Origin of the sequence: Pseudoclavibacter sp. RFBG4, from assembly GCF_002931515.1 — a bacterium.
GTDB lineage: Bacteria > Actinomycetota > Actinomycetes > Actinomycetales > Microbacteriaceae > Pseudoclavibacter.
In genome coordinates, this window is the sequence record NZ_PSYC01000022.1 from 1 (window position 1) to 25,430 (window position 25,430).

The window sequence follows — 25,430 nt, forward strand, 5'->3', positions numbered from 1 at the left end:
GCTGCGCTCCTCCGGGTCGGGGTCGAGGGTGATGACCTTTCCGGCATCCGGACCGGATGCCGGAAAGGTCATCACCCTCGACCCCGACCCGGAGGAGCGCAGCTGAGCGCAGCTGAGCGCGCGTTCCGCACGGCGCTCGCATTGCGGGCGTCTGTCGGGCGTGGTTTACTAGATCCTTGTGCCGCGGCTCGACTCTGCCACAGGGGAAGAGAGCACTTCGCGATGCACGCCAACCTCTTCACTGACCTTCGCAGCCGACCTGTGGCGACTGCAGAGAGCGAAATCATGACCAACGTTATCGACGTCATCGACGCAGCATCGCTGCGTAGCGATGTCCCAGACTTCCGCCCCGGCGACACCGTCAAGGTGCACGTGAACATCGTCGAAGGCACGCGCTCGCGCGTCCAGGTCTTCCAGGGTGTTGTCATCGCTCGTCAGGGCGCTGGCGTCCGCGAGACCTTCACGGTCCGCAAGGTCAGCTTCCAGGTGGGCGTGGAGCGCACGTTCCCCGTGCACACCCCGGTCATCGAGAAGATCGAGATCGTCTCCCGCGGCGCCGTGCGTCGCGCGAAGCTCTACTACCTCCGTGGTCGTCGTGGCAAGGCTGCGAAGATCCGCGAGAAGCGCGACAACTAGGCTTCAGCAGTAGGCGAATGGCTCCCCATAGCGGGAGCCATTCGTGTCGATCCGGACGAAACATCACAACCGCCACGGCGGACCGAGCTTGAGGGGGCGCCATGGTCGACGCGAGTGCGCGCGATCGCCGCGCTCCGTCTCACGGACGGGCGCCGCACGAGGGCAGGCACCGCCTCGGTCGCACCGATCGCCCTGCGGGACTGGGCGCGTCCGAGATCGCCGACGCGCCCATCCACGCGACGGGGCTCATCGCCGCCGATGAGCCCGCGCCGGAGCGCACCGGCCGTCTCGGCAAGGCGATGCTCTCGTTCGCGCGCGACCTCGTCATCGTCGCGGTCCTCGCGATCGTCATGTCGATGCTCATCAAGACCTTTCTGCTGCGGCCCTTCTACATCCCCTCCGCGTCGATGAACGACACGCTCGTCGTCGAGGACCGCGTGCTCGTCAACCTCCTCGTCCCGGACATGATCGGCATCGAGCGCGGCGACATCGTCGTGTTCGAGGATCCGGGCGGATGGCTCCCGGTCGTCGCGCCGACGGAGAAGACCCCGTCGCAGGCCGCGGTCGACGGCGCCCTCGAGTTCGTGGGCCTCAAGCCGGAAGAGACGAGCAACCACCTCATCAAGCGGGTCATCGGGCTGCCTGGCGATACGGTCTCGTGCTGTAACGAGTACGGCCAGGTGCTCATCAACGGCCTGCCGATCGGCGAGCCGTACCTGCTGCTCCAGGACGGGCAGGCGGCTTCCGGGCTGCCGTTCGACGTGACCGTCCCGGAGGGGCACCTCTGGGTCATGGGCGACAACCGCTACAACTCGGAGGATTCCCGCTACCACCAGGACGAGCCGGGAGGCGGCTTCGTGCCCGTCGACGACGTCGTCGGCAAGGCGTTCCTGCTGAACTGGCCGCTCGATCGCTTCACCTTCCTCGGCAACTACCCCGAGGTCTTCGACCGCGTCCCGGAGCGGACGGACCAGGAGTGACTCCCCCCGTCGACCCCACGCTCGACGTCGAGCGAGAGCTGCTGCTCACCGCGCCCGTCGTCATCGGCGTCGACGAGGTCGGGCGCGGAGCCATCGCCGGGCCCGTCGCCGTCGGAGCCTGCGCGATCGATGCCGGCCGGATCGAGCTCGGGGCCCCGGCGGGCGTCCGCGACTCGAAGCTGCTGAGCGCGAAGCGACGGCTCGAAGCACGCGCGGGCATCGAGGCGTGGGCGATGAGTGTCGGCGTCGGGTACGCGAGTGCCATCGAGATCGACGAGCGCGGCATCACCGCCTGCCTCGGGGCCGCCGCCAAGCGGGCGCTCGCCGAACTCCACGCGGGCGGTGTCCCGGTCGCGGACGCCGTCGTGCTGCTCGACGGCTCGCACGACTGGCTCTCGCCGTGGCTGTCGACGCCGCTCCGTGTCGTGGTGCGCCCGAAGGCCGACCGGGACTGCACCTCGGTCGCAGCAGCGTCCGTGATCGCGAAGCTGGAACGAGATGCCCTCATGGTCTCGGCGGGCGAGGCGCATCCTGAATACCTCTGGGAATCGAACAAGGGATACGGCAGCGCGGCCCACCTCGCGGCGATTGCCGCGGCAGGCCCGAGCGAGCTCCACCGGCACACCTGGCTTCGCGCCGCGACCCCGTAGACTGGGCGGATCATGGACGACGAGAATTTCGACGATTACGAGCGCGAGCAGGAGCTTTCCCTGTTTCGCGAGTACCGCGACGTCGCGGGGCAGTTCAAATACGTGATCGAGACCGAGCGCCGCTTCTACCTTGCGAACAGCGTGGACCTGGTGCGGCGCGACACCGAGCACGATTTCTACTTCGAGCTCACGATGAAAGACGTGTGGGTGTGGGACATCTACCGTTCCGACCGCTTCGTCAAGCAGGTTCGCGTGCTGACGTTCAAGGACGTCAACGTCGAGGAGACGGGCTCGAAGGAGTTCGAGCTTCCCAAGGAACTCGCGCTCGACGAATAGCGGGCGCGCGGCGACGCGCCGGGTGGACGCTGATGTCGGTGGTCCATGGGAGCCTCGTGGAGTGACAGAGACGATGATTTCCGAGGCCACCGCATCCGCAGCCACTCAGATCCTGAGGGCGCTTGTCGGCAGAGACGACGCGGTCTTCCACGACGGACAGCTCGAGGCGATCTCGGCGATCGTCGACGAGCGCCGACGAGTCCTCGTCGTGCAGCGCACCGGCTGGGGCAAGTCGGCCGTGTACTTCATCTCGAGCCTCATGCTGCGTGCCCGCGGCGCCGGGCCCACGATCCTCATCTCGCCGCTGCTCGCCCTCATGCGCGACCAGGTCGAGGCCGCGAGTCGCGCCGGCGTGCGCGCGGTGTCCATGTCGTCGGCGAACGCGCACGAGTGGGCGAGCATCCGAGAGCAGCTCGCCGCCGACGAGATCGATGTCCTGCTCGTCTCACCCGAGCGTCTCAACAACCCGGAGTTCCGCGACACGCAGCTGCCTGAGCTGCTCAACCGCACGGGTCTTGTCGTGGTCGACGAGGCGCACTGCATCTCCGACTGGGGTCACGACTTCCGGCCCGACTACCGTCGCATCGCGTCCCTCATCTCCGGGCTCGGCACCGACATCCCCGTCCTCGCGACGACGGCGACCGCGAACGAGCGCGTCGTCCACGACATCGAGGAGCAGCTCGGTCGCAGCGGCATCCTCACGATCCGCGGCCCGCTCGCGCGAGCCAGCCTCCGACTCGGCGTGCTCCGACTCGGCAACGCTCGTGAGCGGCTGGCGTGGCTCCTGCAGCACCTCGAGGAGCTGCCGGGATCCGGCATCATCTACACCCTCACGGTCGCGGGGGCCGAAGACACGTCTGCGGCCCTCCGGGAAGCCGGAATCCACGCGCCCGCGTACACGGGCAAGACCGACCCTGACGAGCGCGAGCGCCTCGAGGGCGCGCTGAAGCGCAACGAGGTCAAGGCCCTGGTCGCCACAAGCGCCCTCGGCATGGGGTTCGACAAGCCCGACCTCGGGTTCGTCGTGCACCTCGGGGCGCCGTCGTCGCCCGTGGCGTACTACCAGCAGGTTGGTCGAGCCGGTCGTTCGAGCGCGTCGGCCGACGTGCTGCTGCTGCCGGGCGAGGAGGACCGCGCGATCTGGGAGTACTTCGCGACGGTCTCGATGCCGGACGAGGAGCGCGCGCAGGCTGTCCTCGGTGCGCTTGGCGGCTCGCCGCGGTCGACGGTCGCTCTCGAGTCGGCGGTCGACCTCCGACGCTCTCGCCTCGAGCTGCTGCTCAAGGTGCTCGACGTCGACGGCGCTGTGCGGCGCGAGCAGGGCGGCTGGGTCTCGACCGGCCAGCCGTGGAGCTACGACGGCGAGCGCTACGCCCGCATCGCCTCGGCCCGCTCGGCGGAGGCGCAGTCGATGATCGACTACGAGCGCACCGACGGCTGTCGCATGGAGTTCCTGCAACGTCAGCTCGACGACTCGACCGCGGCGCCGTGCGGGCGCTGCGACAACTGCGCGGGCATCTGGTTCGACTCGACGACGGATGCGGCGGTGCAGGCGAGAGCGGGGGCCGCGCTCGATCGTGTCGGCGCCGACATCGCGCCGAGGCGCCAATGGCCGAGCGGGATGGCGAGCCTGGGTGTCGAGCTGAAGGGGCGTATCCCCAAGGAGGAGCAGGCGTCAGAGGGCAGGGTGCTCGCGCGCCTCAGCGACCTCGGCTGGGGAGGTCCGCTGCGTGAGCTGTTCGACTCGGCCGGGTCGGAGACGACCGTGACGGGGCCGTTGCTGCAGGCGTGCATCCGCATCCTGTCCGAGTGGAAGTGGGCGGCGCGGCCGCAGGGAGTCGTGTTCGTTCCCTCGCGCTCGAGGCCCCGCCTGAGCGCTTCGCTTGCCGAGGGCATCGCGAGTGCGGGGCGTCTGCCGCTCCTGGGGTCGCTTGATCTCGTTCGCGGCGGGCCGGCGGGCCAGCCGGGTGGCAACAGTGCGTTCCGGCTCTCCAGCGTCGAGGGGCGCTTCTCGGCGGGGTCGCTCGAGATCCCGGCCGGGCCCGTGCTCCTCATCGACGACTTCGTCGACAGCGGCTGGACCATGACGGTCTGCTCGCGTGAGCTCCGTCGTGCGGGTGCAAGCGCCGTGCTGCCGTTGGCCCTCGCGCAGCGCGGCTGACGCGCAGCCAGGCAGGCGGAGACTGCGTTCCGGCGGCGTTCCGGGCCGCGGTGCGTCCGGGGTCGGTCGGCGACTCTGCTGACGCTCGTTCTGTGGACGCCCGGCGCTCCACAGAGGCTGGTCTCGACGTGGGCGAGCGGTGCGTAGCGGTCCAGACTCCCGGCAAGGGAGGTGGTGCGGATGCGTGCCAAGGATCAGCTGGGGCGGCTCGGGGAGAATCTCGCGACCGCGTATCTCGAGGAGCGCGGCCACGATGTGGTGGAGCGGAACTGGCGGTGCCGCGAGGGGGAGATCGATGTCGTCTCGCGTCGGGGCGGGTTCATCGTGTTCACGGAGGTGAAGGCGCGGCGGTCGACGGCGGCGGGGCATCCGCTCGAGGCGATCACGCCGACGAAGCTGGCCCGCATGCGGCGGCTGGCGGGGCTCTGGATGCTCGCGCACCCGGACGAGCGCGGTGCGATGCGGCTCGACGTGATCGCGGTGATCGCCCCGAGCGATGGCACGCCGACGGTGCAGCACGTCGTGGGGGTGGGCGCGTGACGCAGGGCACGGTCGGCCATTCGGTGGCGATCGCGCTCGAGGGGCTCGGCGGGGAGCTCGTCGAGGTGGAGACGCAGATCAGCCCGGGCCTGCCGTTCTTCAAGCTCGTGGGGCTGCCGGACACCTCGCTGGGGGAGGCGCGCGAGCGGGTGAGGGCGGCGCTGCAGAGCTCGGGATGCCCGCTGCCGGCGAGCCGCGTCGTCACGAACATGTATCCCGCTTCGCTGCGCAAGCACGGGGCCGGGTTCGACCTCGCGATCGCGGTGTCGTTCCTCGCCGCTGCCGGGATCATCTCGGCCGAGTCGCCGACGCGCGCGGTGCACATCGGCGAGCTCTCGCTCACCGGGCAGGTGCGGGCCGTCGTCGGTGTCCTGCCGGCCGTGGCCGCCGCGCGAGCCGCGGGCTTCGATACCGTCGTCGTGCCAGCGGACTCGAAGGCGGAGGCGGAGCTCGTGGAGGACATCCGCGTCGTCGCCGTCACCTCGCTGCGGGCCGTGGCACTGCACTACGGGGCTGATGCGGATGAGCTCACCGAGGAGCTCGAGTATCCCTCGAGCTCGGCAGGGCGGTCCGTCGCGGTGCGGGAGCGCGAGCGCAGCGAGGACCCGACCGGGGCGCTCAGCGCGGGGTCGGCGCTGGATCTGTCCGATGTGGTCGGCAGCGACGCCGCTGTCCGGACCCTCATCATCGCGGCGGCCGGCGGCCACCACCTGCTCATGCTGGGACCGCCGGGCGCCGGCAAGACCATGCTCGCGGAGCGACTGCCCGGCATCCTCCCCGACCTCGAGCCGGAGGCCGCCGTGACCCTGGCCGCGGTGCGCTCGCTCAGAGGGATACCGCTCGCCGCGCGCCTCGACCGGAGGCCGCCATTCGAAGCACCCCACCACACCGCGTCGGCCGTCGCGCTGCTGGGCGGTGGTAGCGGCCTGATCAGGCCAGGTGCCGTCTCGCTCGCGACGGGCGGGGTGCTCTTCCTCGACGAGGCGCCCGAGTTCGCGCGCCACACGCTGGACTCGATGCGCCAGCCGCTCGAGAACGGCGTCATCGAGATCCACCGCGCCCAGGGCCGGGCTGCCTACCCCGCCGAGATGCAGCTCGTGCTCGCCGCGAATCCCTGCCCCTGCGGCAACCACGGCGACCCCGACGCGGAGTGCCGCTGCGATGCCTCCGCCCCGCGACGCTATCTCGCTCGCCTCTCCGGTCCGCTGCTCGACCGAATCGACCTCCAGCTGCGGGTCGAACGCGTCTCGGCCGCCCGGGCCCGACTCGTGGACCACGAGGCGCAGCTGGGCCACGCCGGGCAGCAAGCCGGGCACCCGAGCATCAGCACAGCCACGGCGCGCGGGCTGGTCGAAGAAGCTCGCGGACGCGCCAGGAGGAGACTCGAGTCGACACCCTGGACGATCAATGCCCGAATCGTCTCGCGGTGGCTGCGCGCCCCAGAGCACCGACCGAGGCGCGAAGCCTACGCACCCCTCGCGATCGCGCTCGAACGCGGGCAGGTCACGATGCGCGGACACGATCGTGTCCTCCGGGTCGCCTGGACCATCGCCGACCTCGACGGAGCATCGCGCCCGGAAGTCCACCACGTGCACGAAGCCCTGTCCTATCGAATCAGGCTGGGGTAGGTGGAGATGTCAGCACAGGAACCGCAGGGCGGCGCGCACGATCGCGGGAGCGATCGCGTCCGACGAGCAGATGGCCAGCCACGCGAGTCGTGGCCCGACCCGGCTGCCGTGCGAGGCGCGCTGGCCGGAGTCAGCGGCGGGCAGGTCGATGATCTCGGCGATGCAGCTGTGCAGGCGCGCATCGCGCAGCTGGCCTGGTCCTGCACGGTCGAGCCCGGCGATGCCACAGCCGGGCTGCTCATCGGGGCGCTCGGCCCCGTCGATGCCCTCGAAGCGGTCGCCTCTGGGGCTCTGCTCCGGCGGGCCAGGGAGCGTGGCTCGGGTGCGGGCATTCCGTTCGACGAGCTCGCGACGGCAGCCGAACGGTGGCACCACCGGCTCGATCTCGAGCGCACCGTGGCCATTCTGCGCAGCTCGGCGCGGCTCGGAGTGCGCGCCGTTCTCCCCGGAGACCGCGAATGGCCGACGCAGCTCGGCGACCTCGGCCCGCACGCGCCGTGCGCGCTCTGGGTTCGCGGCTCACTCGACACGCTCCGCCAGCTCACGCCGTCCGTCGCGCTCGTGGGTGCCAGGGCATCCACCAGCTACGGCGAGGAGGTCACGGTGCGCCTCGCGAGCGGACTCGCCAACCGCGGCTTCGGACTCGTCTCCGGAGGCGCGTACGGCATCGACGCCGTCGCGCACCGGGTGGCCCTCGCGGAGGGGGCGCCAACGGTGGCGGTGCTCGCCGGCGGTCCTGATCGGCTCTACCCGCAGGGCAACCGCTCCCTCCTGGAACGGATCATCGCGCACGGCGCACTCGTCAGCGAGCTCCCGATCGGGCAAGCGCCCACGCGATGGAGATTCCTGCAGCGCAACCGCATCATCAGCGCCCTCGCTTCGGCGACCGTCGTCGTCGAGGCAGGGCGCAGGTCCGGGGCCGCGAACACCGCTGCCCACGCGCTGACGCTCGGTCGACCGCTGGGCGCCGTGCCCGGCCCCGTCACGAGTGCGGCCTCGGTCGGCTGCCACCGGCTGCTGCGCGAGTCCGATGCGTCGCTCATCACCTCCGTCGACGACATCGTCGAGCTCCTCGGCGATCACCGCGGAAGCGAGCTCGAACTGCCGGACGGAGCCGCGTGGCCCGGCGAGCGCGGCCGCGAGCGAGCCGATGGTGATCGCCCTTCATCGAACGCAGTGCGAGCCAGGGACGCCCTCCGAGTCGGGCGGCCCCAGCGCAGCGCTGCGATCGCGTCGGCGGCGGGGCTCACGGTCGCCGAGACGGCGGCGGGTCTGGCGGAGCTCGAACTCAACGGCCTCGCCCAAGAGGGTGCCGCAGGGTGGACCAAGACCACCAAGGCGAAACGCTGAAGAACGGGGGAGGGCGCGGGTAGTGCACGTCGCCCGGGTCAGCTCGGAGGCTGAAGGTGCTCCCGGTAGCTCGCGACGACCCCCTCCAGGTAGCGCACGATGACGGCACGTTCGGCCTCGTCGAAGTCCTGGGCGACCGAGTCGATGTCCATGATCATCGGCGCCAGCAGACCGCGGGCCTTCGCCGTCGAATCCTCTTCCGGGAAGACGAGCACACCGCGGCGATCGCTCGGGTTCGGCTCGCGACGCACGTGCCCCGCCTTCACGAGTCGATCCACCACGACCGTCACCGCCGCCGTCGTTATGCCGAGGCGGCGTGCGATATCGGATGGGGTGAGGTGACCCGAGGAGATCAGGTGCTGCATCGCCACGAGGTCGGTGTGATTGACCTCGAGTTCCTTCGCCACGACGACCTCGTACTCGTCGGAGATCGTGAGGATCTCGCGCAGCAGCGCGGTCGACTCATGCACGCGCGGAAACGCGCGACCCCGTTCATCCCCGGATTGCATGGAACACATCCTAGCGCTAGGTTAGCTAAGCAAATTGATTACTAGTGCATTTAGGCGGTTCGTTCATGCGTGGCATCATCCGATTCATCACCGGCAAGGCGAGCGGTGCGATCGTCATCGCCGTCTTCGTCGCCTTGAGCGGCCTCGCGTTCTTCTGGGGCTCGGGTGAGGGCGGCGACGTCGCGCCAGCCGGAGATCTTCCCGCATCCGCTGAGTCCGCGAAGGTCGAGGAAGCGCTCGCCACGTTCGAGGCCGAGGACAGCAGCGCCGCGCTCTTCGTATTCCACCGCGACGGCGAAGCGCTCACTCCCGACGATCTGGCGGCCGTCTCCGCGGCCAGCTCTGGCATCGCCGACGCCGCGGGCGTCGACGCGCTGCCGCCGGCCTTCCCAGCCGAAGATGGCGAGGCCATGATCCTCACGGTGCCGCTCGAGGCGACCACCGACGTCGAGGCGCAGTCCGCGCGCGCCGAAGCCATGCGGGCCGCCGCGGCCGACGGGCTGCCGGACGGGCTCATCCCGGTCATGACGGGCCCCGAGGGCTTCGCGGTCGACATCGCCGCGGTCTTCGAGGGCGCCAACTTCACGCTGCTCACGGTCACCGTGCTCGTCGTCGCCTTCCTCCTCATCGTCACCTACCGCAGCCCCGTCCTCTGGCTCATCCCGCTCTCCGTCGTCGGGCTCGCCGACGGCGTCGCCGGCATCGTCGCCACCCGGATCGTCGGCGCGTTCGGGTTGACGATGGATGCGTCGATCAAGGGCATCCTCTCCGTCCTGGTCTTCGGTGCGGGCACGAACTACGCGCTGCTCCTCATCGCCAGGTATCGAGACGAACTCCGTGTCTCGGCCGACAGGCGGGAGGCCATGGCAACCGCCCTGCGTGGCGCGGGTCCCGCCATCATCGCGAGCGGTGGGACCGTGGCGCTGAGCCTTGCGACGCTGCTGTTCGCCTCGCTCGGCGGCAACGTCGTCCTCGGCCTCGCCTGCGCGATCGGCGTCGTCATCGCCATGGTGTTCGCGCTCGTGCTCCTGCCGGCCACCCTCGTGCTCTTCCCGCGCGGCATCTTCTGGCCGGTCGTGCCCCGCGTCGGCGACGACCAGCACGGCAAGGGCTTCTGGTTCAAGCTCGGAACCGGCGTCTCGAAGCGCCCAGCCATCGTCGCGGGCGCCGGCATCGTCGTGCTCATCGCGTTCGCCGCCGTCGCGCCCAGCATCAAGGTGGGGCTCGCTCAGACGGAGCGTTTCACGTCCATGCCGGAGGCGGTCGTCGGGCAGGAATTGCTTAACGAGCATTTCCCCGACCTGGCAGGCGCACCGGCGGTCGTCGTCGCGAATTCCGGTGCAGCGCAGGCGGTGGCCGATCGTGCCGCCGAGATCGAGGGTGTCGCGTCAGCGTCGGTGGGCGACTCCAGCGGCGAGATCACGCGCATCGATGTCGGGCTCTCCTCTCCTGCGGAGACAGAGGAGGCACTCGCCACCGTCGAGCGCCTGCGTGCGGAGCTGTCCCAGGTCAACGGTGCTGACGCGATCGTCGGCGGCTTGGATGCTCAGGCCCTCGACGAGCAGGCGGCCCAGGACCGGGACCAGCTGCTGCTGTTCCCCCTCATCCTCGCGGTCGTGTTCGTCGTGCTCCTGCTCCTCCTGCGGTCGCTGGTCGCCCCGATCCTGCTGCTCCTCACCGTCGTCGGCTCGTTCTTCGCGTCGGTGGGTGCCAGCTGGCTGCTGTTCGAGAACGTGTTCGGCTTCCCAGCTCTGGACACCTCGGTGCTGCTGTTCAGCTTCCTCTTCCTCGTCGCCCTCGGCGTCGACTACAACATCTTCCTCGTCACGAGGGCTCGCGAGGAGGCGGTGAAGCACGGAACGAAGGACGGGATGATCCGCTCGCTCTCGGCGACGGGCGGCGTGATCACGAGCGCTGGGATCCTGCTCGCCGCCGTGTTCGCGGCGCTCGGTGTCCTGCCGCTCATCACGCTCACGCAGATCGGCATCATCGTGTGCGTCGGCGTGCTCCTCGACACCCTCCTGGTGCGAACGGTCATCGTGCCGGCGCTCGCCTTCCTCACCGGTGACCGCTTCTGGTGGCCGAGCAAGGGCATCCTGGAAGATGCGAGGCCAGCGCACGCCGAGTCGGCTGATTCCGGCCAGGTGGGCGGGGGCTCGCACCACGCGAAGCCTGCACACGCGAAGCCTGCGCACGCCAAGTCGTAGGCTGCCGGGTCGCGTCGCGGCCGGGGCGCCCGGGTCGCGACCTACGATGGTGGGCATGCAGGAGCTCTCGGTCGCGGTTGACGCCTACCTGCGCTCGCTGCGCTCCGAGCGTGGGCTGTCGCCGCGGACTGCGCAGGCCTATGCGGGCGATCTCGGCATCCTGCTCGACTCCTGCGAGCGCGCTGGGATCGACGGGCCGGGTGCACTCAGCCTGGAGGTCTTCAGGGATCTGCTGTGGCAGCAGACGCAGGCGGGCAAGGCCGCGTCGAGCATCGCCCGCATGGCTGCGTCGTTTCGCGGGTTCACGTCGTGGCTCGAGGAGACCGGCCGCGGCCCGGATTCGGCGCGGCGCCTGAAGAGCCCGAAGGCGGGGTCGACGTTGCCGCGGGTGGTGTCGGCTGACGGGATGCGGGGGATCCTGGATGCGCTCGCCGAGCGAGCGTCCTCGGGCGATCCGGTTGAGCAGCGCGATGTCGCGATCATCGAGCTGCTGTATGCGTCTGGCATTCGTGTCTCGGAGTGCTGTTCGCTCGATGTCGGGGCCGTCGATCTGGGGCGGCGCGTGGTGAGGGTCGTCGGCAAGGGCGACAAGGAACGAGTGGTGCCGTTCGGGGCGCACGCTGCGAAGGCGGTCGAGCGGTGGCTCGAGGTCGGCAGGCCGGTCCTCGAGCAGCCGCGTTCTGGGCAGGCGCTGTTCCTCGGTGCTCGCGGCGGGCGCTTGGATGCGCGCACCGTGTACGCGCTCTCCCGTGAGGTGCTGGGGGCTGCGCCCGGAGGTGGCCCTTCGGGGCCGCACACGTTCCGCCATACTGCGGCGACGCACCTGCTGGATGGGGGAGCGGACCTTCGCGCCGTCCAGGAGATCCTGGGCCACTCCGACCTGGGGACGACGCAGATCTACACCCACGTCTCCGCGGAGCGCCTGAAGGCGTCGTACCTGCAGGCGCATCCCCGAGCCTGAAGTCGGGGCCGATCTGACGGGACTCCGGGACTCCGGACTCCGGACTCAGGTCGATGCACGCCAACAGGCCAGCAGGCAGGCACGCCTCGACGGCCTGGTCTGGCGGTCGAAGCGTGCCTGCGTCCCTGCGGTTCGTGCTCCGCTGCGTCGAGGCGGGTCAGGCCTGGTGTCGGCGGCTCAGCAGTCCCCAGGCGAGTGCGCCGATGCCGATGACAAGCGCTCCGGCGCCGAGGAGCAGGGGCCAGCCGATACCGGAGGCACCAGTCTGGGCAAGGGCGTCTGGCGAGCTCGACGGCGATGGTTCTGCGGCTGCCGGGCCGGCGGCCGTCGGTGACGCGGGCGCCGTGCTCGGCGCCGGAGTGCCTGCCTTCGAGCTGGGCACCGGCGTCGTGGACGCCGGCGGCGACGCGGTGGCACTCTGCGTTGCCGTGGGCGTCGTGCTCGGCCTGGAGATCTCCGGAGGGTTCGAGCTCCCAGGAGGGTTCGAACTCTCCGGAGGCGCCGACACCGGAGCAGTGGGCGGCGCGGCGCTGACGGGCGGGCTCGTCGGGGTAGAGCTTGCAGGGATCGGAGGAGCGCTCGGAGTGACGCTCGGTGCCGGTGCCGGTGCCGGTGCCGGTGCCGGTGTGGCCGTGGCCGTGGCCGTTGGTGTGCGGGTTGCCGTCGGTGTGGGAGTGGTCGTTGATGTGTGCGTTGCCGTTGCCGTTGGTGTCGGTGTGGGCCTGGGCGTTGAGGTCGGCGTTACTGTCGGCGTCGGCGTCGGCGTGGGTGTTGGTGTCCGCGTCGCGACGGGCACCCGAGGCACTCGGTCCTGGCCGACGGCCGTGAACTCCCCGGGCAAGGTGCCGCCGCTTCCGCCGAGCAGCTGAGCGCCTGGCGTGTGCAGGACGAGGATCTTCGCGGCCCAGGGCTGAGACGGGGAGGTGACGCTCGCGGTGCCGCTCACCGTGACGGGCCCGCGGTCGAAGGCCGCGGGGGCGACGACGATCGGAGCCGATTCTCCGCCTCGAAGCGTCGAGGTCTCGGCGCCGGTGGCGACGAAGGTGGCGCCGCTCAGCACCACTGTTCCCGTGGCTCCGGGTACCTCCGTTGCCAGGGTGACGGTGCCCGTTCTCGAGTCTGCCCCGCCGGTCGTGAACGCAAGGCTGCCCTTGAGGTCGACCGGCGCGCTGGCGCCGACCTTCGCCGCATCCGCGCGAATGGCCGCGAGGGTGCTGCCGACGTTCGCCCGCTTCTCCTCGGGCACACGTCCGAGGTAGTGCTCGTCTCCGCTCACCGCGTGGCCCGAGTAGCTTCCGGGGGCCGCCAGCGACCAGACGAACATGGCGACGGCGCTGGTCACCGTCGGGTCCGCGGACTGCCCGTGGGTCGAGATGGCCCAGTTAACGCGGGCTGTGTCGTCGTCGCTCATCTGGAACTGCTCGCCATCGACGATGCTTCCCTTCGTCGTCTCATCGAGCGGTCGGGGCAGCCACGGCTGCAGGCAGTAGACGTTGCGTCCCTCGAAGCTGTAGGCCCCGATCCGTCCCTGTCCGCCGTTCTGGGCGTCGTCGAAGCCGGGGCCGTAGCCGGCTGCGCTCGCGGTCTGCGCTCCGGAGAACAGCAGGAACGACGCGGTCATGGCGAGCATGACGAGGCCAGCCGCGGCGCGAGGAAGTCGAGTGATCCAGCGTGATGGGGAGAGCGCGGTGCGATGGGCAGCCCCGGCGGGCGAGGGTGGTCGCTGCTGGTGGAGAGGAGACATGTGGTGCCTTTCTGGTGTGGGTCGTGGCGAGCGTCGGCAGTTCATCGGTAAAGCGGAAGCAGGACGGCCGCGGGGGGTCGCAGCAGTCCGAACAGCGGGGCGGGGTCGAGGTAGGCGCCGTCCCGTCGAACTCCGAGGTGCATGGCCCCTTCGGGCGTGTGTCGATGTGCACTGCTCAGCTCGCCGATGCGCTGGCCGGCGGAGACGACGTCTCCGGGGCTCAGCTGTGTGACGACCGGCTCGTAGCTGGCGAGCAGGCCGTCGGCATGCTGGATCGAGAGCACCGGTCGGTCGACGACGAAGCCAGCGAACGTGACGGTCCCCGGGGCGGGGGAGCGGACGTCATCGCCCGGTGCCGCGGAGATGTCGATGCCACGGTGGCCCGCCCCGTACCGGGCGGCGAGATCGAATCCGCGAGCGACGTTCGGAGGCGCTTCGACTGGCCAGCTCCACGTGCTCGGAGCCCCGGCAGCGTGCGAAGCGCCGCCCAGGCTCGCGCTGGCCATGAGCAGGAGGAGAATGAGCGTCGCGAGACCGCGCCGGGGGCGGACGAGGGACGCTGGGGACTCCGGGGCGCGGTGCATGGTGTCATCGTGGTGCCCGGTGCGCGGGCCCCCGCGGCAGACGACCACGAGGTGTGGAGGACGCCTGTCCACAGGCTCGGCTGCAACTGAGTCCGTGCACCGGTTCCCTGCGCAACCGCTCGTGTGTAGACTGACGCCAGCAGCCCGCCATGCGGGCTGACTTCGCGTGCCCATCGAGGCGTGCATCCATCGGTCTCCAGCACTTCGGTGCGAGAGCGGATGCGCGCTGGGCACCAGGCTGTGCGGCCGCCGGTCGCAGAGAACAACCGCGCGCAGGAATGCGCATTCGAATAGGGAGAACGACCATGGCTGTCGTCACCATCCGCCAGCTGCTTGACAGCGGCGTGCACTTCGGGCACCAGACCCGTCGCTGGAACCCGAAGATGAAGCGATTCATCTTCACCGAGCGGTCCGGCATCTACATCATCGACCTCCAGCAGTCGCTGGGCTACATCGATGCTGCTTTCGACTTCGTCAAGGAGACCGTCGCACACGGCGGAACCATCCTCTTCGTCGGCACCAAGAAGCAGGCTCAGGAGTCCATCTCCGAGCAGGCGACGCGCGTGGGCCAGCCCTACGTGAACCAGCGCTGGCTCGGTGGCCTCCTCACGAACTTCGGCACCGTCCAGAAGCGCCTCAACCGTCTCAAGGAGCTCGACCTCGTCGACTTCGACGACACGACGCGCGGCTTCACGAAGAAGGAACTCCTCATCCAGCGTCGCGAGCGTGACAAGCTCGAGAAGTCGCTCGGTGGTATCCGCAACCTCTCGAAGACGCCTTCGGCGCTCTGGGTTGTCGACACCAAGAAGGAGCACCTCGCGATCGACGAGGCCAAGAAGCTCGGCATCCCGGTCATCGCGATCCTCGACACGAACTGCGACCCGGACGACGTCAACTACCCGATCCCGGGCAACGACGACGCCATCCGCTCCGTTGCGCTGCTGACGCGCATCATCGCCGACGCAGCAGCTGAGGGCCTGATCCAGCGCCACCAGAAGCCGACCGAAGGCCAGGCCGAGGTCGAGCCGCTGGCTGAGTGGGAGAACGACCTGCTGCAGGGCGACGCTCCTGCCGCTGAGGCCGTCGTCGAAGCTCCTGCTGAGACCGAGGCTCCTGCCGAGGCCGAGGCTGTCGAGGCAGCTGAGCCTGCCGAGGCCGCCGAGCCTGCTGAAGCAGCCGAGGCTGTCGAAGCTGTCGAAGAGTCCAAGTAACTTCAAGCACTAGGGAGAACCCCACACATGGCTAACTTCACCCTCGCTGATGTCAAGGAGCTGCGCGAGCAGCTCGGTACTGGCATGGTCGACACGAAGAAGGCGCTCGAAGAGGCCGACGGAGACAAGGAAAAGGCCGTCGAGATCCTCCGCCTCAAGGGTGCGAAGGGCAACGCGAAGCGCGCTGACCGTTCCACCAGCGAAGGCCTCGTCGCCGCGAAGGACAACGGAAACGGCACCGCGACGCTCATCGAGCTCGCAACCGAGACCGACTTCGTTGCCAAGGGCGACAAGTTCATCGCACTCTCCGAGAAGGTGCTCGATGCTGTGGCCGCCGCTGGCGCGTCGAACGTCGACGAGGCGCTTGCCGCCCCTGTCGACGGCACGACCGTCAAGGAGACCATCGATGGCGTCGCCGCGATCCTGGGCGAGAAGATGGAACTCCGCAAGGTGAGCCTCCTCAAGGGCGCCAACTTCGAGATCTACCTGCACCGCACCTCGCAGGACCTGCCTCCGCAGGTCGGCGTCGTCGTGGCGTACGAGGGCGACGACGCGGCGACGGCTCGCGGCATCGCTCAGCACATCGCGATGTTCGACCCGCAGTACCTCACCCGTGAGGACGTTCCTGCCGAGGCAATCGACAAGGAGCGGGTCATCGTCGAGGAGATCTCTCGGAGCGAGGGCAAGCCAGAGGCAGCCCTTCCGAAGATCATCGAGGGACGCCTGACCGGCTTCTTCAAGCAGATCGTGCTCCTCGAGCAGGACTACGCTCGCGACAACAAGCAGACCGTGAAGAAGATCGCTGACGCCGCAGGCGTCAACGTCGTCGACTTCGGTCGCATCCGCGTCGGCGCCTAACGCCTGACGCACACGAATTCGGGGCCGGATGCGCAAGCATCCGGCCCCGTTTCGTGTTCCCGGAGTCCGCTTGCGGAGCTCCGCTGAGACTCGTGTGCGCTCCGCACAAGGTAGGCTCGTGGACGATCAGCGATCCCACAAGGAGCACAAATGTCACCACAGGCCCCGCGCAGACGCGTTCTCCTCAAACTCTCTGGCGAAGCGTTCGGTGCAGGCAAGATGGGTGTCGATCCCGAGGTGCTCACGAGCATCTCCAAGGAGATCGCCGCTGCTGCACGCGACGTGGAAGTCGCCATCGTCGTCGGCGGAGGGAACTTCTTCCGCGGCGCCCAGCTCGCGAACGCCGGCATGGACCGCGCGCGAGCCGACTACATGGGCATGCTCGGCACCGTCATGAACGCCCTCGCACTGCAGGACTTCATCGAGCAGGCGGGCACCCCCGCACGTGTGCAGTCCGCCATCGAGATGCGCCAGGTCGCCGAGCCGTACATTCCGCTCCGCTCCAAGCGCCACATGGAGAAGGGCCGCGTCGTCATCTTCGGCGCAGGCGCCGGCCTGCCGTACTTCTCGACCGACACGGTCGCCGCACAGCGTGCGCTCGAGGTCGGAGCAGACGTGGTGCTCGTCGCGAAGAACGGTGTCGACGGCGTCTACACCGCCGACCCGCGCCAGGACCCAAGCGCCGAGCTGCTGCACTCGGTCACCTACCAGGACGCGCTCCAGCGCGGTCTCAAGGTCGTCGACTCGACCGCCTTCAGCCTCTGCATGGACAACGGCATGGACATGCGCGTCTTCGGCATGAGTCCAGAGGGCAACATCGCCCGTGCCATCCTCGGCGAGGACATCGGCACGCTCGTCACGTCGAGCCTCGACTAGTCGAGAGCCCCGACCGCAAGCGCCACCCCGCGACAATTTCGTCAGCGCGCCGCGCCTTCGAGCGTGGCGTGCGCATCCGACCATCTCGGTAGGATGATGCAGAACGCCCTGGAAAGGACACCCCGTGATCAACGACGTGCTCACCGAGACCAAAGACAAGATGGCGAAGGCCGTCGACCACGCGAAGGAAGACTTCTCGACGGTGCGAACGGGGCGGGCGAACCCCCAGCTCTTCACGAAGATCCCCGTCGACTACTACGGCACCGCGACGCCGCTCGAGCAGCTCGCGTCGATCGCCGTGCCCGAAGCTCGCGTTCTCGTGATCACGCCCTACGACAAGTCGGCGCTCAAGGAGATCGAGAAGGCCATCGTGTCGCGGCCGAACCTCGGCGTCACGCCGAGCAACGACGGCAACCTCATTCGCGTGGTCATGCCGGAGCTCACGGCTGACCGCCGCAAGGAGTACGTCAAGCTCGTGCAGACGAAGGCGGAGGAGGCGCGCGTCGCCGTCCGCAACATCCGTCGCAAGGCGAAGACCGACCTCGAAGCGCTGAAGGACGAAGTGGGCGAGGACGACATCGCTCGCGGCGAGAAGGAACTCGAGGCCTTCACGAAGGCGCACATCGATCGCATCGACGAGGCTTCCAAGCACAAGGAAGCCGAGCTTCTCGAGGTCTAGTCGCTCGTGTCCACGACTGGGAGTGACGGGGCAGACCCCGGCGAGCGCCTGGACCGCGAGGTCCAGGAGACAGAGGCGGAGTCCGAAGCGCGCGAGACGCCGAGCGCCTTCGGTCCCGCCGCCAGCGAGGGCGACGGCGCGTCAGCGGCCGAAGCCTCCGCGGCTGCTGATGATCTCCCGGTCATGGGCGACGGCGCTCCGGCGCCGCCGCTGACCCCGCTCCGCTCACCATCGCGCCTCGGTGATACCGGGACGAACATCCTCCACGATCTGGAATCTCGCGCGCAGCAGGCACGGACCCAGGTGCGGGAGCAGCGCGACAAGCTGCGGGCACGCAACGACGCGATCAACGCTCGGAGCGGGCGGAACCTGTCCTTTGCGATCTTCTTCGGCGTCGTGCTCGGGGCGCTTCTCATCTCGAGCCTCATCTTCATCAAGCAGCTCTTCATCCCGTTCGCGGTCGCGATGGTCATCTTCGCGACGATCGAGCTCGCGAGCGCAATGCGCGGCGCTGGGCGCGACGTGCCGCGCATCCCGCTTGTCGTCGCAGCCGTCGCGATCCAACCTGTCGCCTACTACTTCGACGTCGTCGGGCAGTGGCTCGCGCTGCTGATCGGCGTCTTCGTCGTGACCGTGTGGCGGCTCGTGGAAGCCTCGGTGTCCGTCGATCGGCCACCGCGGAAGGCGGTCTGGGCTGACTTCCTGGCCGCCGCGCTCATCCTCATCTACGTCTCGTACCTCGGCTCGTTCACGGTGCTCCTCACCTCGCAGGAGGACGGCCAGTGGTGGGTGCTCGGCTTCCTCATCATCGTCGTGGCCGTGGACGTCGGCGCCTACGTCTTCGGCCTCAACTTCGGCAAGCACAAGCTCGCGCCGAAGATCAGCCCAGGCAAGACCTGGGAGGGGTTCGCGGGAGCCGGCCTCACGTCGGTCGTGGTCGGCATCCTCGTCAGCATCTTCCTCCTCGACCAGGCCTGGTGGTTCGGCTTGATCATGGGCCCCCTGCTGCTCATCACCGCCACGGCCGGCGACCTGACCGAGTCGATGATCAAGCGCGACCTCAAGATCAAGGACATGAGCTCCTGGCTGCCCGGGCACGGCGGGTTCTTCGACCGCATCGACTCGATCCTGCCGTCGGGAGCGATGGCCTTCGCGCTCTACTTCTGGAGCGCAGACTCGACGCTTTGGTGATGCCCACCGGGGAGCCGTGCGACATGTTCGCCCGTGATGCGGCAGAATGGTCCGCGTGAGCAGCACTTCATTCCCTCTGGCATCTCGTGGCACCCTCGGCTACGACGCCGAAGAGGTCGACCGTGCATTCCGCGTCGCCCGGCAGCGTTACGACAACTTCGACAACGGCACGCAGGGCAAGCGCCTCTCGACGAGCAGCATCCGCCACACGGCGTTCACGATGCGCAAGGGCGGGTACTCCGCCCCGCACGTCGATGCCGCGCTCGAGCGTCTCGAGGACGCCGTCGCCATCCGCGAACGCGACGAGCACATCGACCGGGTCGGCCGTGATGTCTTCCTGCGCGAGACGAAGACGACGGCTCGGGCGGTCCTAGCTCGGCTTCGTCGCGAAGACGGCGAGCGCTTCGATCGGGTCTCCGTCCTGCAGCGTGGATACGACGTCAAGGAGGTCGACGAGTTCTCCAGCAGGCTCGCTGACTTCCTGCGCGGTGGAACCGCCATGTCGCTCCGCGAGGTCCGCGGGGTCGCGTTCACGCCGAAGCGCCACGGCTACAAGGAGACGCAGGTCGACCTGCTCATCGACGCCGTGATCGACGTCATGCTCGCCATTCGTTAGGTACACCTGCCACCTCAGCTGAGCCTGAGCGTTGTCAAATCGTGACCTCCCCGTTACGATTGCGTGGTCCCCTAGGCCCATCGGTTGGAGCTCCATGCCGGAAACCACTGCAACTCGCGGAGAGCGTGCACGCCAGCGTCGCAAGACTCGCGCCAGGCGCCGCGCCGCGATCTTCGGCTCATCGGCGCTCGGCGTCGTCGCAGTCGGGGCCATCGCAGTGACCACCCTCACGGGTGCCGGGGCCACAGCCTCGGCCGACGCGTCGCTGAGCCCGAGCATCCAGGAGCTGTCGCAGGAGCAGGCTCAGGCCTACGCGGTCCTCGCCGTCTCGGGGGAGAGCTCGCAGGGGACCACCATCGACGACCGGGGTTCGAGCGTCAGCATCGACGTCGTGCCGACCGACCCTGCCTCGCTCAAGAAGATCACCGAGGAGATGGTCAAGACCCAGTACGGCTGGGGTGCCGACCAGATGTCCTGCCTCGACAAGCTGTGGATGAAGGAATCCGGCTGGAACTACCTGGCCGAGAACTCCGATTCAGGCGCATACGGCATCCCGCAGTCGTGGCCCGCCGAGAAGCTCGCCACGATGGGCGCCGACTGGAAGACGAATCCGCTGACGCAGATCAAGTGGGGGATCGACTACATCGACCGAGCGTGGGGCACCCCGTGCGCCGCCTGGAACCAGCACAACGGCTCCTATTGACCTCGGACAAGCTGCCCGGCACGACCGCAGCGTCACCTTCGGCTGAACACCTCGCCACCGCGAACCACCTGGGAGTACCCGCATGACCACCACCGCCATCCGCACCGGCTCGACGCGGGCCTCACGGCCCGCAGGCCTCCGCCGACGTGCGGGGGCTCGCGTGATCGTTCCGACCCTGGCAGGGATCGCGATCGCTGCCCTCGCGGTCACCGCGACCGTCCAGCTGGGGGCCCAGGGCGATGGCGAGAGCGAAGTCGTCTCCGTCGCATCCGTCGACGAGCTGACCGCCGCGGGGGCGCAGGGCTACGCCGTGAGCCTCGTCTCCGCAGTGGATGCGGCACCGGCGGACACGAGCCGCACGAGTGACATCGCCAGCATCGTCGTGGTCACGCCGACCCCGACCCCGACGCCCGAGCCGGAGCCCGAGCCCGAGCCCGCCCCCTCGAACTCGAGCAAGAACTCCTCATCCGGCGGATCCTCCTACGAAGAGGCCGACGTCTCCTCGGATCCGAGCATCGACGCCACGCTGGCGCGCATCGCGCAGTGCGAGTCGACGAACAACCCGAAGGCCGTCAATCCTGCCGGCTACTACGGTCTGTACCAGTTCTCGATTCCGACCTGGCAGTCCGTCGGTGGGACGGGCCTCCCCTCCGACGCATCTCGTGAAGAGCAGACCATGCGCGCGAAGATGCTGCAGGCGAAGGCCGGCTGGGGGCAGTGGAGCTGCTACTGATCGGCAGACCGGTCGGATTCCCAGGGGGAACGGCGACGGGATGCGGCGGGCGACTGATGCCGTTTTCGTTGCCATTCCGTGACCATTCCGTTATCCTCGGTGAGTCCCTAGTTCCAACCCCGGGAGATCAATGACCACGTTGCAGCGCACAGGCTCGACGCGAGCAGCGCGTCCGACAGCCGCACGACGCTCACGGGCGAAGATCATCGTCCCCATCGCGGCAAGCACCGCTGTCGGTGCGCTTGCCCTCACGGCGATCCTGCAGGCGGGTGTCGCCGGAGGCGCCTCCCCAGCTCTCGCCATCGCGCCGAGCGTTGCAGACCTGACCGCCGCGGGAGCCCAGGGATACGAGGTCAGCCTCGTCTCCGCCGTCGATGCGAGTGACGACGCAGTGGTTGAAGACGAGGGCACCGCCGCCCCGACTGCGACTCCGCGAGACAACGATCTGGCCGGCATCGTCGTGACGACGCCGACCCCCACTCCGACGCCGACCGAGGAAGAGTCGAGCTCCTCCTCATCTTCCTCTTCCTCTTCCTCTTCTTCTTCTTCGAAGAGCAGCCCCGACTACGTCGCGCCCGATCCGGGCACCTCGAAGGCGGTTGCCGCCGACGTCGTCGCATCCATGGGCTGGGGCACTGGCGAGTTCGCATGCCTCGAGAAGCTCTGGCAACGTGAGTCCGGCTGGAACGCGGCGGCCGAGAACCCCTCGTCCGGGGCCTACGGCATCCCCCAGTCGCTTCCCGGCAGCAAGATGGCCACGCACGGCTCAGACTGGCGCACGAACCCCGAGACGCAGATCCGCTGGGGAATCGACTACATCAAGGGCCGCTACGGCACTCCGTGCGGCGCGTGGGCGCACTCGGAAGCCAACAACTGGTACTGATCCACTTCTCGAGCCCGCTGGGCTCAGCCACACGACGCCGCGTGACCTCAGGGTCACGCGGCGTTGTCTGTCAGCTCGGTTCCCACGAGCTTCCTAGAATGGTTGTCATGCCCCGCTCGAACCGATCCCGCCGTCCAAGCGGTGATCCGTCCCCGAGGACGAAGGGGGGTCGGGCGGCGAAGCGGCAGCAGGCTGCCGCCGACCGCGCTGGAGGCCAGGCCGACGAGCTGGAGCGTCTGCGCGACGGCTGGCGCCGCACGGAGGTGCGCCGCGGCGTCTCCTACACCGTGCAGCCGATCTCGGCGGTCCGGGCGGTCAAGGACTACGTGTGCCCCGGATGCTCCAACCCCGTCGAGGCGGGAGTCGCGCACGTTGTCGTCTGGCGGGCCGAGGGCATCCTCGGAGACGAGCACGCCTTGGCGGCCCGCCGCCATTGGCACAACCACTGTTGGAGGATGGCATGACCGATGCATCGACGGCCCGAGCAGCGGGCGAGTCCATCGAGATCCGGAGCGGAACGGAGCTGCCAGCTCGCCGCGAGGAGATCGAGCTGCACACGAGTGACGGACTGACGCTCGTGGGGGAGCTGGCGCTGCCCCTCGACCGCGAGCCGGTCGCAACACTGGTCACCCTGCACCCCCTGCCCACCGCGGGCGGCTTCATGGACTCGCACGTGCTGCGCAAGGCGTCGCTGCGTCTGCCCGCGCAGGCAGACCTGGCTGTTCTTCGCTTCAACACGCGAGGCACGAGCTCCCCGCGAGGCACGAGCGATGGCGAGTTCGGCGACGGTGAGACCGAGCGCGCCGATGTCGAAGCCGCCATGGCGTTCGTCCGCGAGCGTCGACTGCCGAACCCCTGGCTGGTCGGCTGGTCGTTCGGCACCGAGCTCGCGCTCAAGCACGGCCACGAGCATGCGGACGTCAGGGGCCTCATCCTGTTGTCCCCGCCCCTGCGGCGCACGAGCCAGGCCGAGCTCGACCGCTGGGCGGATGCGCGCGTCCCGGTCGTCATGGTCGTTCCAGAGCACGACGACTTCCTCAAGCCCGACGAGGCGGCGCAGCGTATCGCGCACCTCCCGAACCTCGAACTCGTCCCCGTCGACGACGGCCGACACCTGTGGGTGGGGGAGAAGCAGACGAAGCGAGTGCTGACGGAGATCGTGCAGCGCACGAACCCGGGTGCGCTTCCGCTCAGCTCGAGGTGGCCGAGCGGCGAGTGATCCGCGTCACGATCCGGTGCATGAAGCCGAGCTTCACCTCGGTGGGGGCGTTCAGCACGAACGGGTAGAGGTCGTTCTGGCCCATCGCTCTGCTGAAGCGGTTCAGGAGCAGCGAGACCTCGTGCCAGTCGGCGAGCACCCGCTCGATGGGCTCCTCCGTGTAGTCGATGAGCGGGGCTGTCGCCGGCTGCAGCACCACATTCGAAGCGGCGGCGGTCCACAGCGATCCGAGGATGTGCAGGTAGTGCGCGAAGGTCTCGGCGAAGTCCTCCCAGGGGTGCATCGTCGCGTACTCGGAGATGTACGACGCCGACCAGCCCTCGGGGCGCCCAGGCGGTAGTGGCGCTCGAGCGCCTCCCGGTAGCTCGCGCGCTCGTCCCCGAACAGTTCGCGGCACTCGTCGAGGAGCGTCTCGTCGTCGAGCAGGATCGACTGGTAGTAGTGGCCGATCTCGTGTCTGAAGTGGCCGAGCAGCGTCCGGTACGGCTCGCCCAGACGCACTCGGAGGGCCTCGCGGTGTGCATCCAGGGTTTCGGCCAGGTCGATCGTGATGATGCCGTTCGCGTGGCCGATCGACACTCGCTGGCCTGAGCTCCGGCTCGAGAGCAGGTCGAACCCGAGACCCCCGTCGCGTTCCGCGTAGCTCTCGATGGGGAGGCGGAGGTGCAGGCACTGCGCGAGAAGGCGCCGCTTGTCGGCGTTCGCCTCTGCCAGCTTCTCGAGCGCGAGGGTGTCGTCGGATTCCGGACGCTTGCGAACGAGCCTGCAGGAGAGGCACGACGAGGTCGCGATGCCGTCCTCCACGAGCCAGTTGCACCGCCAGCTCCGGTTGCCGCACTCCCGCCACAGCCTGCCGTCGACGAGGACTGCGCCGCCGCTGACGTCGACGAAGGCCTGCGTCTCGTCGTGGAACGCGATCGGCGTCGCACAGGCGTCGCACGACAGTGACTCGAGCATGACGAGCGAGGCGCAACGGGGGCACTGGATGCTCTGCACGCCTCGAATCATAGGTGGAGAACGGGCCGTGCCACGCTCGGCCTGCGCCGCAGTGGGGCTAGCGCTCGTTCTGCGCCGGTATCCAGACTTCCTTGACGATGAGGAGGATGGCCGCCGCGATCGGGATCGCGACGAGAGCACCGAGGAGCCCCAGGAGCGTGCCTCCCGTGAGCGCGGCGATGACCACGATGGCGCCGGGTACCTGCACGGCCGAGCTCATGATGCGAGGGCTGATGACGTAGGCCTCGACCTGCATGTAGACGACGTAGTAGATGGCGGCCATCCACCACACGCTGCTGTCGACGGGCATGAGCGCCAGCTGCAGCACGACGATGATGATCGACGCCGACAGCGTTCCCACGAGGGGGATGAGCGAGCCGAGGAAGGCGATGATGGCGAAGACGGCGGGCATCGAGGCGCCGATGATGGAGAGGAACGTGAAGGACAGGATCCCGTTCGCGAGGCCGAGCGCGAGCTGCCCGAGGACGAACTTGCCGACGGACGCCGTGATCTGCTCGGTCAGCTCGGCGGTGCGGGCCCGGCGGGAGGCCGGCAGGAGCTGGTAGAAGCCGCGCTTGATGCTGTTCATGCTCGAGACGAAGTAGAGCATGAGGATGAAGACGATGAGCACCCCGAAGAAGGCATTCACGATGCCGAAGCCGACCTCGAGCACGCCGCCGCCGATCGCGGCGAGGTTGTTGCGCAGCCACTCGAGCGCGTCGGTCACGAACTCCTGAGCCTGGAGATCAGGGAAGCGCTCGTCGACCCACTCGATGACGTTCGAGCCCGCGAGGTCGTTCACGATCGACGTGTAGCGCACCGAGAGCTGCTCGACCTGGGTCGAGATGCTCGGGATGAGCGCCCACACGACGAGACCGAGGGCGAGGGCGGCGCCGCCCAGCGAGGAGATGATGGCCGCCCACCTGGGCCAGCGGTGGCGCTCCAGGAACGCGATGATCGGCTCGAAGCCGAGCGCCAGGAACAGTGCCGCACCGATGTACGTGAGGATCGTGCTCAGCGAGGCGATCATGCCACCGAGGACAAGGGCTACGAGCACGCCGACCGTCGCGACGAAGCCGAGCCTGAACGGATTCTCGATGCGCATGCGGTGTTCCCCCTGATCGGATCCCGGCCGATGGTCGGGATCCGAGTCTAGACGCGCGGGGCGGGTCGAGATGG

Annotated in this window: 25 protein-coding genes and 1 pseudogene; 21 read left to right on the plus strand and 5 right to left on the minus strand. The window is 68.9% G+C overall.

Annotation, left to right across the window (positions count from 1 at the left end; translation table 11 throughout):
• The first annotated feature begins 285 nt into the window (after positions 1-285).
• The 8 genes from rplS to dprA all read left to right on the plus strand — a co-directional run bounded on the left by rplS (position 286) and on the right by dprA (position 8,281).
• Positions 286-636: a 50S ribosomal protein L19 gene (gene rplS, locus C5E10_RS06365; RefSeq protein ID WP_068484112.1), complete on the plus strand. Its 351-nt coding sequence runs from the start codon at positions 286-288 to the stop codon at positions 634-636.
• Between the two features lie 101 nt (positions 637-737).
• Entirely contained in the window at positions 738-1,616 is an 879-nt protein-coding gene (lepB, locus tag C5E10_RS06370; protein ID WP_258071018.1) for a signal peptidase I, read from the plus strand.
• Complete coding sequence (locus tag C5E10_RS06375; RefSeq protein WP_258071019.1) at positions 1,613-2,266, plus strand: ribonuclease HII; 654 nt, start codon at positions 1,613-1,615, stop codon at positions 2,264-2,266. The genes lepB and C5E10_RS06375 overlap by 4 nt, the downstream gene beginning before the upstream one ends.
• A gap of 12 nt (positions 2,267-2,278) precedes the next feature.
• A complete protein-coding gene (locus C5E10_RS06380) occupies positions 2,279-2,602 on the plus strand; it encodes a DUF2469 family protein (protein ID WP_068484088.1) in 324 nt (107 codons plus the stop codon).
• Between the two features lie 73 nt (positions 2,603-2,675).
• Positions 2,676-4,763, plus strand: coding sequence for a RecQ family ATP-dependent DNA helicase (locus tag C5E10_RS06385; RefSeq protein ID WP_104330929.1), 2,088 nt, complete (start codon positions 2,676-2,678; stop codon positions 4,761-4,763).
• 180 nt (positions 4,764-4,943) lie between these two features.
• A complete protein-coding gene (locus C5E10_RS06390) occupies positions 4,944-5,303 on the plus strand; it encodes a YraN family protein (RefSeq protein ID WP_104330930.1) in 360 nt (119 codons plus the stop codon).
• Positions 5,300-6,931, plus strand: coding sequence for a YifB family Mg chelatase-like AAA ATPase (locus tag C5E10_RS06395; RefSeq protein ID WP_104330931.1), 1,632 nt, complete (start codon positions 5,300-5,302; stop codon positions 6,929-6,931). The genes C5E10_RS06390 and C5E10_RS06395 overlap by 4 nt, the downstream gene beginning before the upstream one ends.
• Positions 6,932-6,937: 6 nt before the next feature.
• Positions 6,938-8,281 carry a DNA-processing protein DprA gene (gene dprA, locus C5E10_RS06400; RefSeq protein WP_146080178.1) on the plus strand — a complete coding sequence of 448 codons (1,344 nt, stop codon included), beginning with the start codon at positions 6,938-6,940 and terminating at the stop codon, positions 8,279-8,281.
• Between the two features lie 38 nt (positions 8,282-8,319).
• Here dprA and C5E10_RS06405 read toward each other — a convergent pair whose 3' ends face one another.
• On the minus strand, positions 8,320-8,790 hold the full coding sequence (locus C5E10_RS06405; protein ID WP_104240681.1) for a MarR family winged helix-turn-helix transcriptional regulator: 471 nt from the start codon (positions 8,788-8,790) through the stop codon (positions 8,320-8,322).
• Positions 8,791-8,855: 65 nt separating this feature from the next.
• On the opposite strand from C5E10_RS06405, the gene C5E10_RS06410 reads away from it, so the two are divergent.
• Complete coding sequence (locus C5E10_RS06410; protein WP_104330933.1) at positions 8,856-10,997, plus strand: MMPL family transporter; 2,142 nt, start codon at positions 8,856-8,858, stop codon at positions 10,995-10,997.
• Positions 10,998-11,052: 55 nt separating this feature from the next.
• Positions 11,053-11,958, plus strand: a complete 906-nt coding sequence (locus tag C5E10_RS06415) for a tyrosine recombinase XerC (RefSeq protein WP_104240683.1) — start codon at positions 11,053-11,055, stop codon at positions 11,956-11,958.
• Positions 11,959-12,115: 157 nt separating this feature from the next.
• Here C5E10_RS06415 and C5E10_RS19110 read toward each other — a convergent pair whose 3' ends face one another.
• A complete protein-coding gene (locus C5E10_RS19110; protein ID WP_181062674.1) occupies positions 12,116-13,702 on the minus strand; it encodes a hypothetical protein in 1,587 nt (528 codons plus the stop codon).
• Between the two features lie 41 nt (positions 13,703-13,743).
• A complete protein-coding gene (locus tag C5E10_RS06435) occupies positions 13,744-14,286 on the minus strand; it encodes a murein hydrolase activator EnvC (RefSeq protein WP_104330936.1) in 543 nt (180 codons plus the stop codon).
• A gap of 305 nt (positions 14,287-14,591) precedes the next feature.
• On the opposite strand from C5E10_RS06435, the gene rpsB reads away from it, so the two are divergent.
• The 11 genes from rpsB (at position 14,592) to C5E10_RS06490 (ending at position 23,255) form a co-directional block, all read left to right on the plus strand.
• Positions 14,592-15,497, plus strand: coding sequence for a 30S ribosomal protein S2 (gene rpsB / locus C5E10_RS06440; protein ID WP_104298832.1), 906 nt, complete (start codon positions 14,592-14,594; stop codon positions 15,495-15,497).
• 27 nt (positions 15,498-15,524) lie between these two features.
• Positions 15,525-16,355, plus strand: coding sequence for a translation elongation factor Ts (tsf, locus tag C5E10_RS06445; protein WP_104240687.1), 831 nt, complete (start codon positions 15,525-15,527; stop codon positions 16,353-16,355).
• A gap of 150 nt (positions 16,356-16,505) precedes the next feature.
• A complete protein-coding gene (gene pyrH, locus C5E10_RS06450; RefSeq protein WP_104240688.1) occupies positions 16,506-17,231 on the plus strand; it encodes a UMP kinase in 726 nt (241 codons plus the stop codon).
• Positions 17,232-17,355: 124 nt separating this feature from the next.
• Positions 17,356-17,910 (plus strand): ribosome recycling factor, encoded by a 555-nt coding sequence (frr, locus tag C5E10_RS06455; RefSeq protein WP_104330937.1) that lies wholly within the window; start codon positions 17,356-17,358, stop codon positions 17,908-17,910.
• A 6-nt stretch (positions 17,911-17,916) separates the two neighbouring features.
• The gene (locus C5E10_RS06460; RefSeq protein WP_258071020.1) at positions 17,917-19,101 is read left to right on the plus strand and encodes a phosphatidate cytidylyltransferase; all 1,185 of its coding nucleotides are present in this window, start codon (positions 17,917-17,919) and stop codon (positions 19,099-19,101) included.
• Positions 19,102-19,156: 55 nt separating this feature from the next.
• Positions 19,157-19,717 (plus strand): DivIVA domain-containing protein, encoded by a 561-nt coding sequence (locus tag C5E10_RS06465; RefSeq protein WP_374953083.1) that lies wholly within the window; start codon positions 19,157-19,159, stop codon positions 19,715-19,717.
• 94 nt (positions 19,718-19,811) lie between these two features.
• Entirely contained in the window at positions 19,812-20,420 is a 609-nt protein-coding gene (locus C5E10_RS19520) for a hypothetical protein (protein WP_104330938.1), read from the plus strand.
• Positions 20,421-20,502: 82 nt separating this feature from the next.
• On the plus strand, positions 20,503-21,153 hold the full coding sequence (locus C5E10_RS06475; RefSeq protein WP_104330939.1) for a transglycosylase family protein: 651 nt from the start codon (positions 20,503-20,505) through the stop codon (positions 21,151-21,153).
• 130 nt (positions 21,154-21,283) lie between these two features.
• Positions 21,284-22,036, plus strand: coding sequence for a transglycosylase SLT domain-containing protein (locus tag C5E10_RS18830; RefSeq protein ID WP_146080180.1), 753 nt, complete (start codon positions 21,284-21,286; stop codon positions 22,034-22,036).
• A 107-nt stretch (positions 22,037-22,143) separates the two neighbouring features.
• Positions 22,144-22,500: a hypothetical protein gene (locus C5E10_RS06485; RefSeq protein ID WP_258071021.1), complete on the plus strand. Its 357-nt coding sequence runs from the start codon at positions 22,144-22,146 to the stop codon at positions 22,498-22,500.
• Positions 22,497-23,255 (plus strand): alpha/beta hydrolase, encoded by a 759-nt coding sequence (locus tag C5E10_RS06490; protein WP_104330940.1) that lies wholly within the window; start codon positions 22,497-22,499, stop codon positions 23,253-23,255. Before C5E10_RS06485 ends, C5E10_RS06490 begins: the two co-directional genes overlap by 4 nt.
• On the opposite strand, the pseudogene C5E10_RS19550 reads toward C5E10_RS06490, so the two are convergent.
• Positions 23,227-24,263 (minus strand): annotated as a pseudogene (locus C5E10_RS19550) (putative zinc-binding metallopeptidase). The gene C5E10_RS06490 and the pseudogene C5E10_RS19550 overlap by 29 nt on opposite strands.
• 46 nt (positions 24,264-24,309) lie before the next feature.
• Complete coding sequence (locus C5E10_RS06500; protein ID WP_104330941.1) at positions 24,310-25,356, minus strand: AI-2E family transporter; 1,047 nt, start codon at positions 25,354-25,356, stop codon at positions 24,310-24,312.
• Between the last annotated feature and the right edge of the window lie 74 nt (positions 25,357-25,430).

Excerpts from the sequence above, each read along its gene's own strand:
- rplS (WP_068484112.1), top strand. The coding sequence starts at position 286 with ATGACCAACGTTATCGACGTCATCGACGCAGCATCGCTGCGTAGCGAT.
- lepB (WP_258071018.1), top strand. The coding sequence starts at position 738 with ATGGTCGACGCGAGTGCGCGCGATCGCCGCGCTCCGTCTCACGGACGG.
- C5E10_RS06380 (WP_068484088.1), top strand. The coding sequence starts at position 2,279 with ATGGACGACGAGAATTTCGACGATTACGAGCGCGAGCAGGAGCTTTCC.
- C5E10_RS06385 (WP_104330929.1), top strand. The coding sequence starts at position 2,676 with ATGATTTCCGAGGCCACCGCATCCGCAGCCACTCAGATCCTGAGGGCG.
- C5E10_RS06390 (WP_104330930.1), top strand. The coding sequence starts at position 4,944 with ATGCGTGCCAAGGATCAGCTGGGGCGGCTCGGGGAGAATCTCGCGACC.
- dprA (WP_146080178.1), top strand. The coding sequence starts at position 6,938 with ATGTCAGCACAGGAACCGCAGGGCGGCGCGCACGATCGCGGGAGCGAT.
- C5E10_RS06405 (WP_104240681.1), bottom strand. The coding sequence starts at position 8,790 with ATGCAATCCGGGGATGAACGGGGTCGCGCGTTTCCGCGCGTGCATGAG.
- C5E10_RS06410 (WP_104330933.1), top strand. The coding sequence starts at position 8,856 with ATGCGTGGCATCATCCGATTCATCACCGGCAAGGCGAGCGGTGCGATC.
- C5E10_RS06415 (WP_104240683.1), top strand. The coding sequence starts at position 11,053 with ATGCAGGAGCTCTCGGTCGCGGTTGACGCCTACCTGCGCTCGCTGCGC.
- C5E10_RS19110 (WP_181062674.1), bottom strand. The coding sequence starts at position 13,702 with ATGTCTCCTCTCCACCAGCAGCGACCACCCTCGCCCGCCGGGGCTGCC.
- C5E10_RS06435 (WP_104330936.1), bottom strand. The coding sequence starts at position 14,286 with ATGCACCGCGCCCCGGAGTCCCCAGCGTCCCTCGTCCGCCCCCGGCGC.
- rpsB (WP_104298832.1), top strand. The coding sequence starts at position 14,592 with ATGGCTGTCGTCACCATCCGCCAGCTGCTTGACAGCGGCGTGCACTTC.
- tsf (WP_104240687.1), top strand. The coding sequence starts at position 15,525 with ATGGCTAACTTCACCCTCGCTGATGTCAAGGAGCTGCGCGAGCAGCTC.
- pyrH (WP_104240688.1), top strand. The coding sequence starts at position 16,506 with ATGTCACCACAGGCCCCGCGCAGACGCGTTCTCCTCAAACTCTCTGGC.
- C5E10_RS19520 (WP_104330938.1), top strand. The coding sequence starts at position 19,812 with ATGCCGGAAACCACTGCAACTCGCGGAGAGCGTGCACGCCAGCGTCGC.
- C5E10_RS06475 (WP_104330939.1), top strand. The coding sequence starts at position 20,503 with ATGACCACCACCGCCATCCGCACCGGCTCGACGCGGGCCTCACGGCCC.
- C5E10_RS18830 (WP_146080180.1), top strand. The coding sequence starts at position 21,284 with ATGACCACGTTGCAGCGCACAGGCTCGACGCGAGCAGCGCGTCCGACA.
- C5E10_RS06485 (WP_258071021.1), top strand. The coding sequence starts at position 22,144 with ATGCCCCGCTCGAACCGATCCCGCCGTCCAAGCGGTGATCCGTCCCCG.
- C5E10_RS06490 (WP_104330940.1), top strand. The coding sequence starts at position 22,497 with ATGACCGATGCATCGACGGCCCGAGCAGCGGGCGAGTCCATCGAGATC.
- C5E10_RS06500 (WP_104330941.1), bottom strand. The coding sequence starts at position 25,356 with ATGCGCATCGAGAATCCGTTCAGGCTCGGCTTCGTCGCGACGGTCGGC.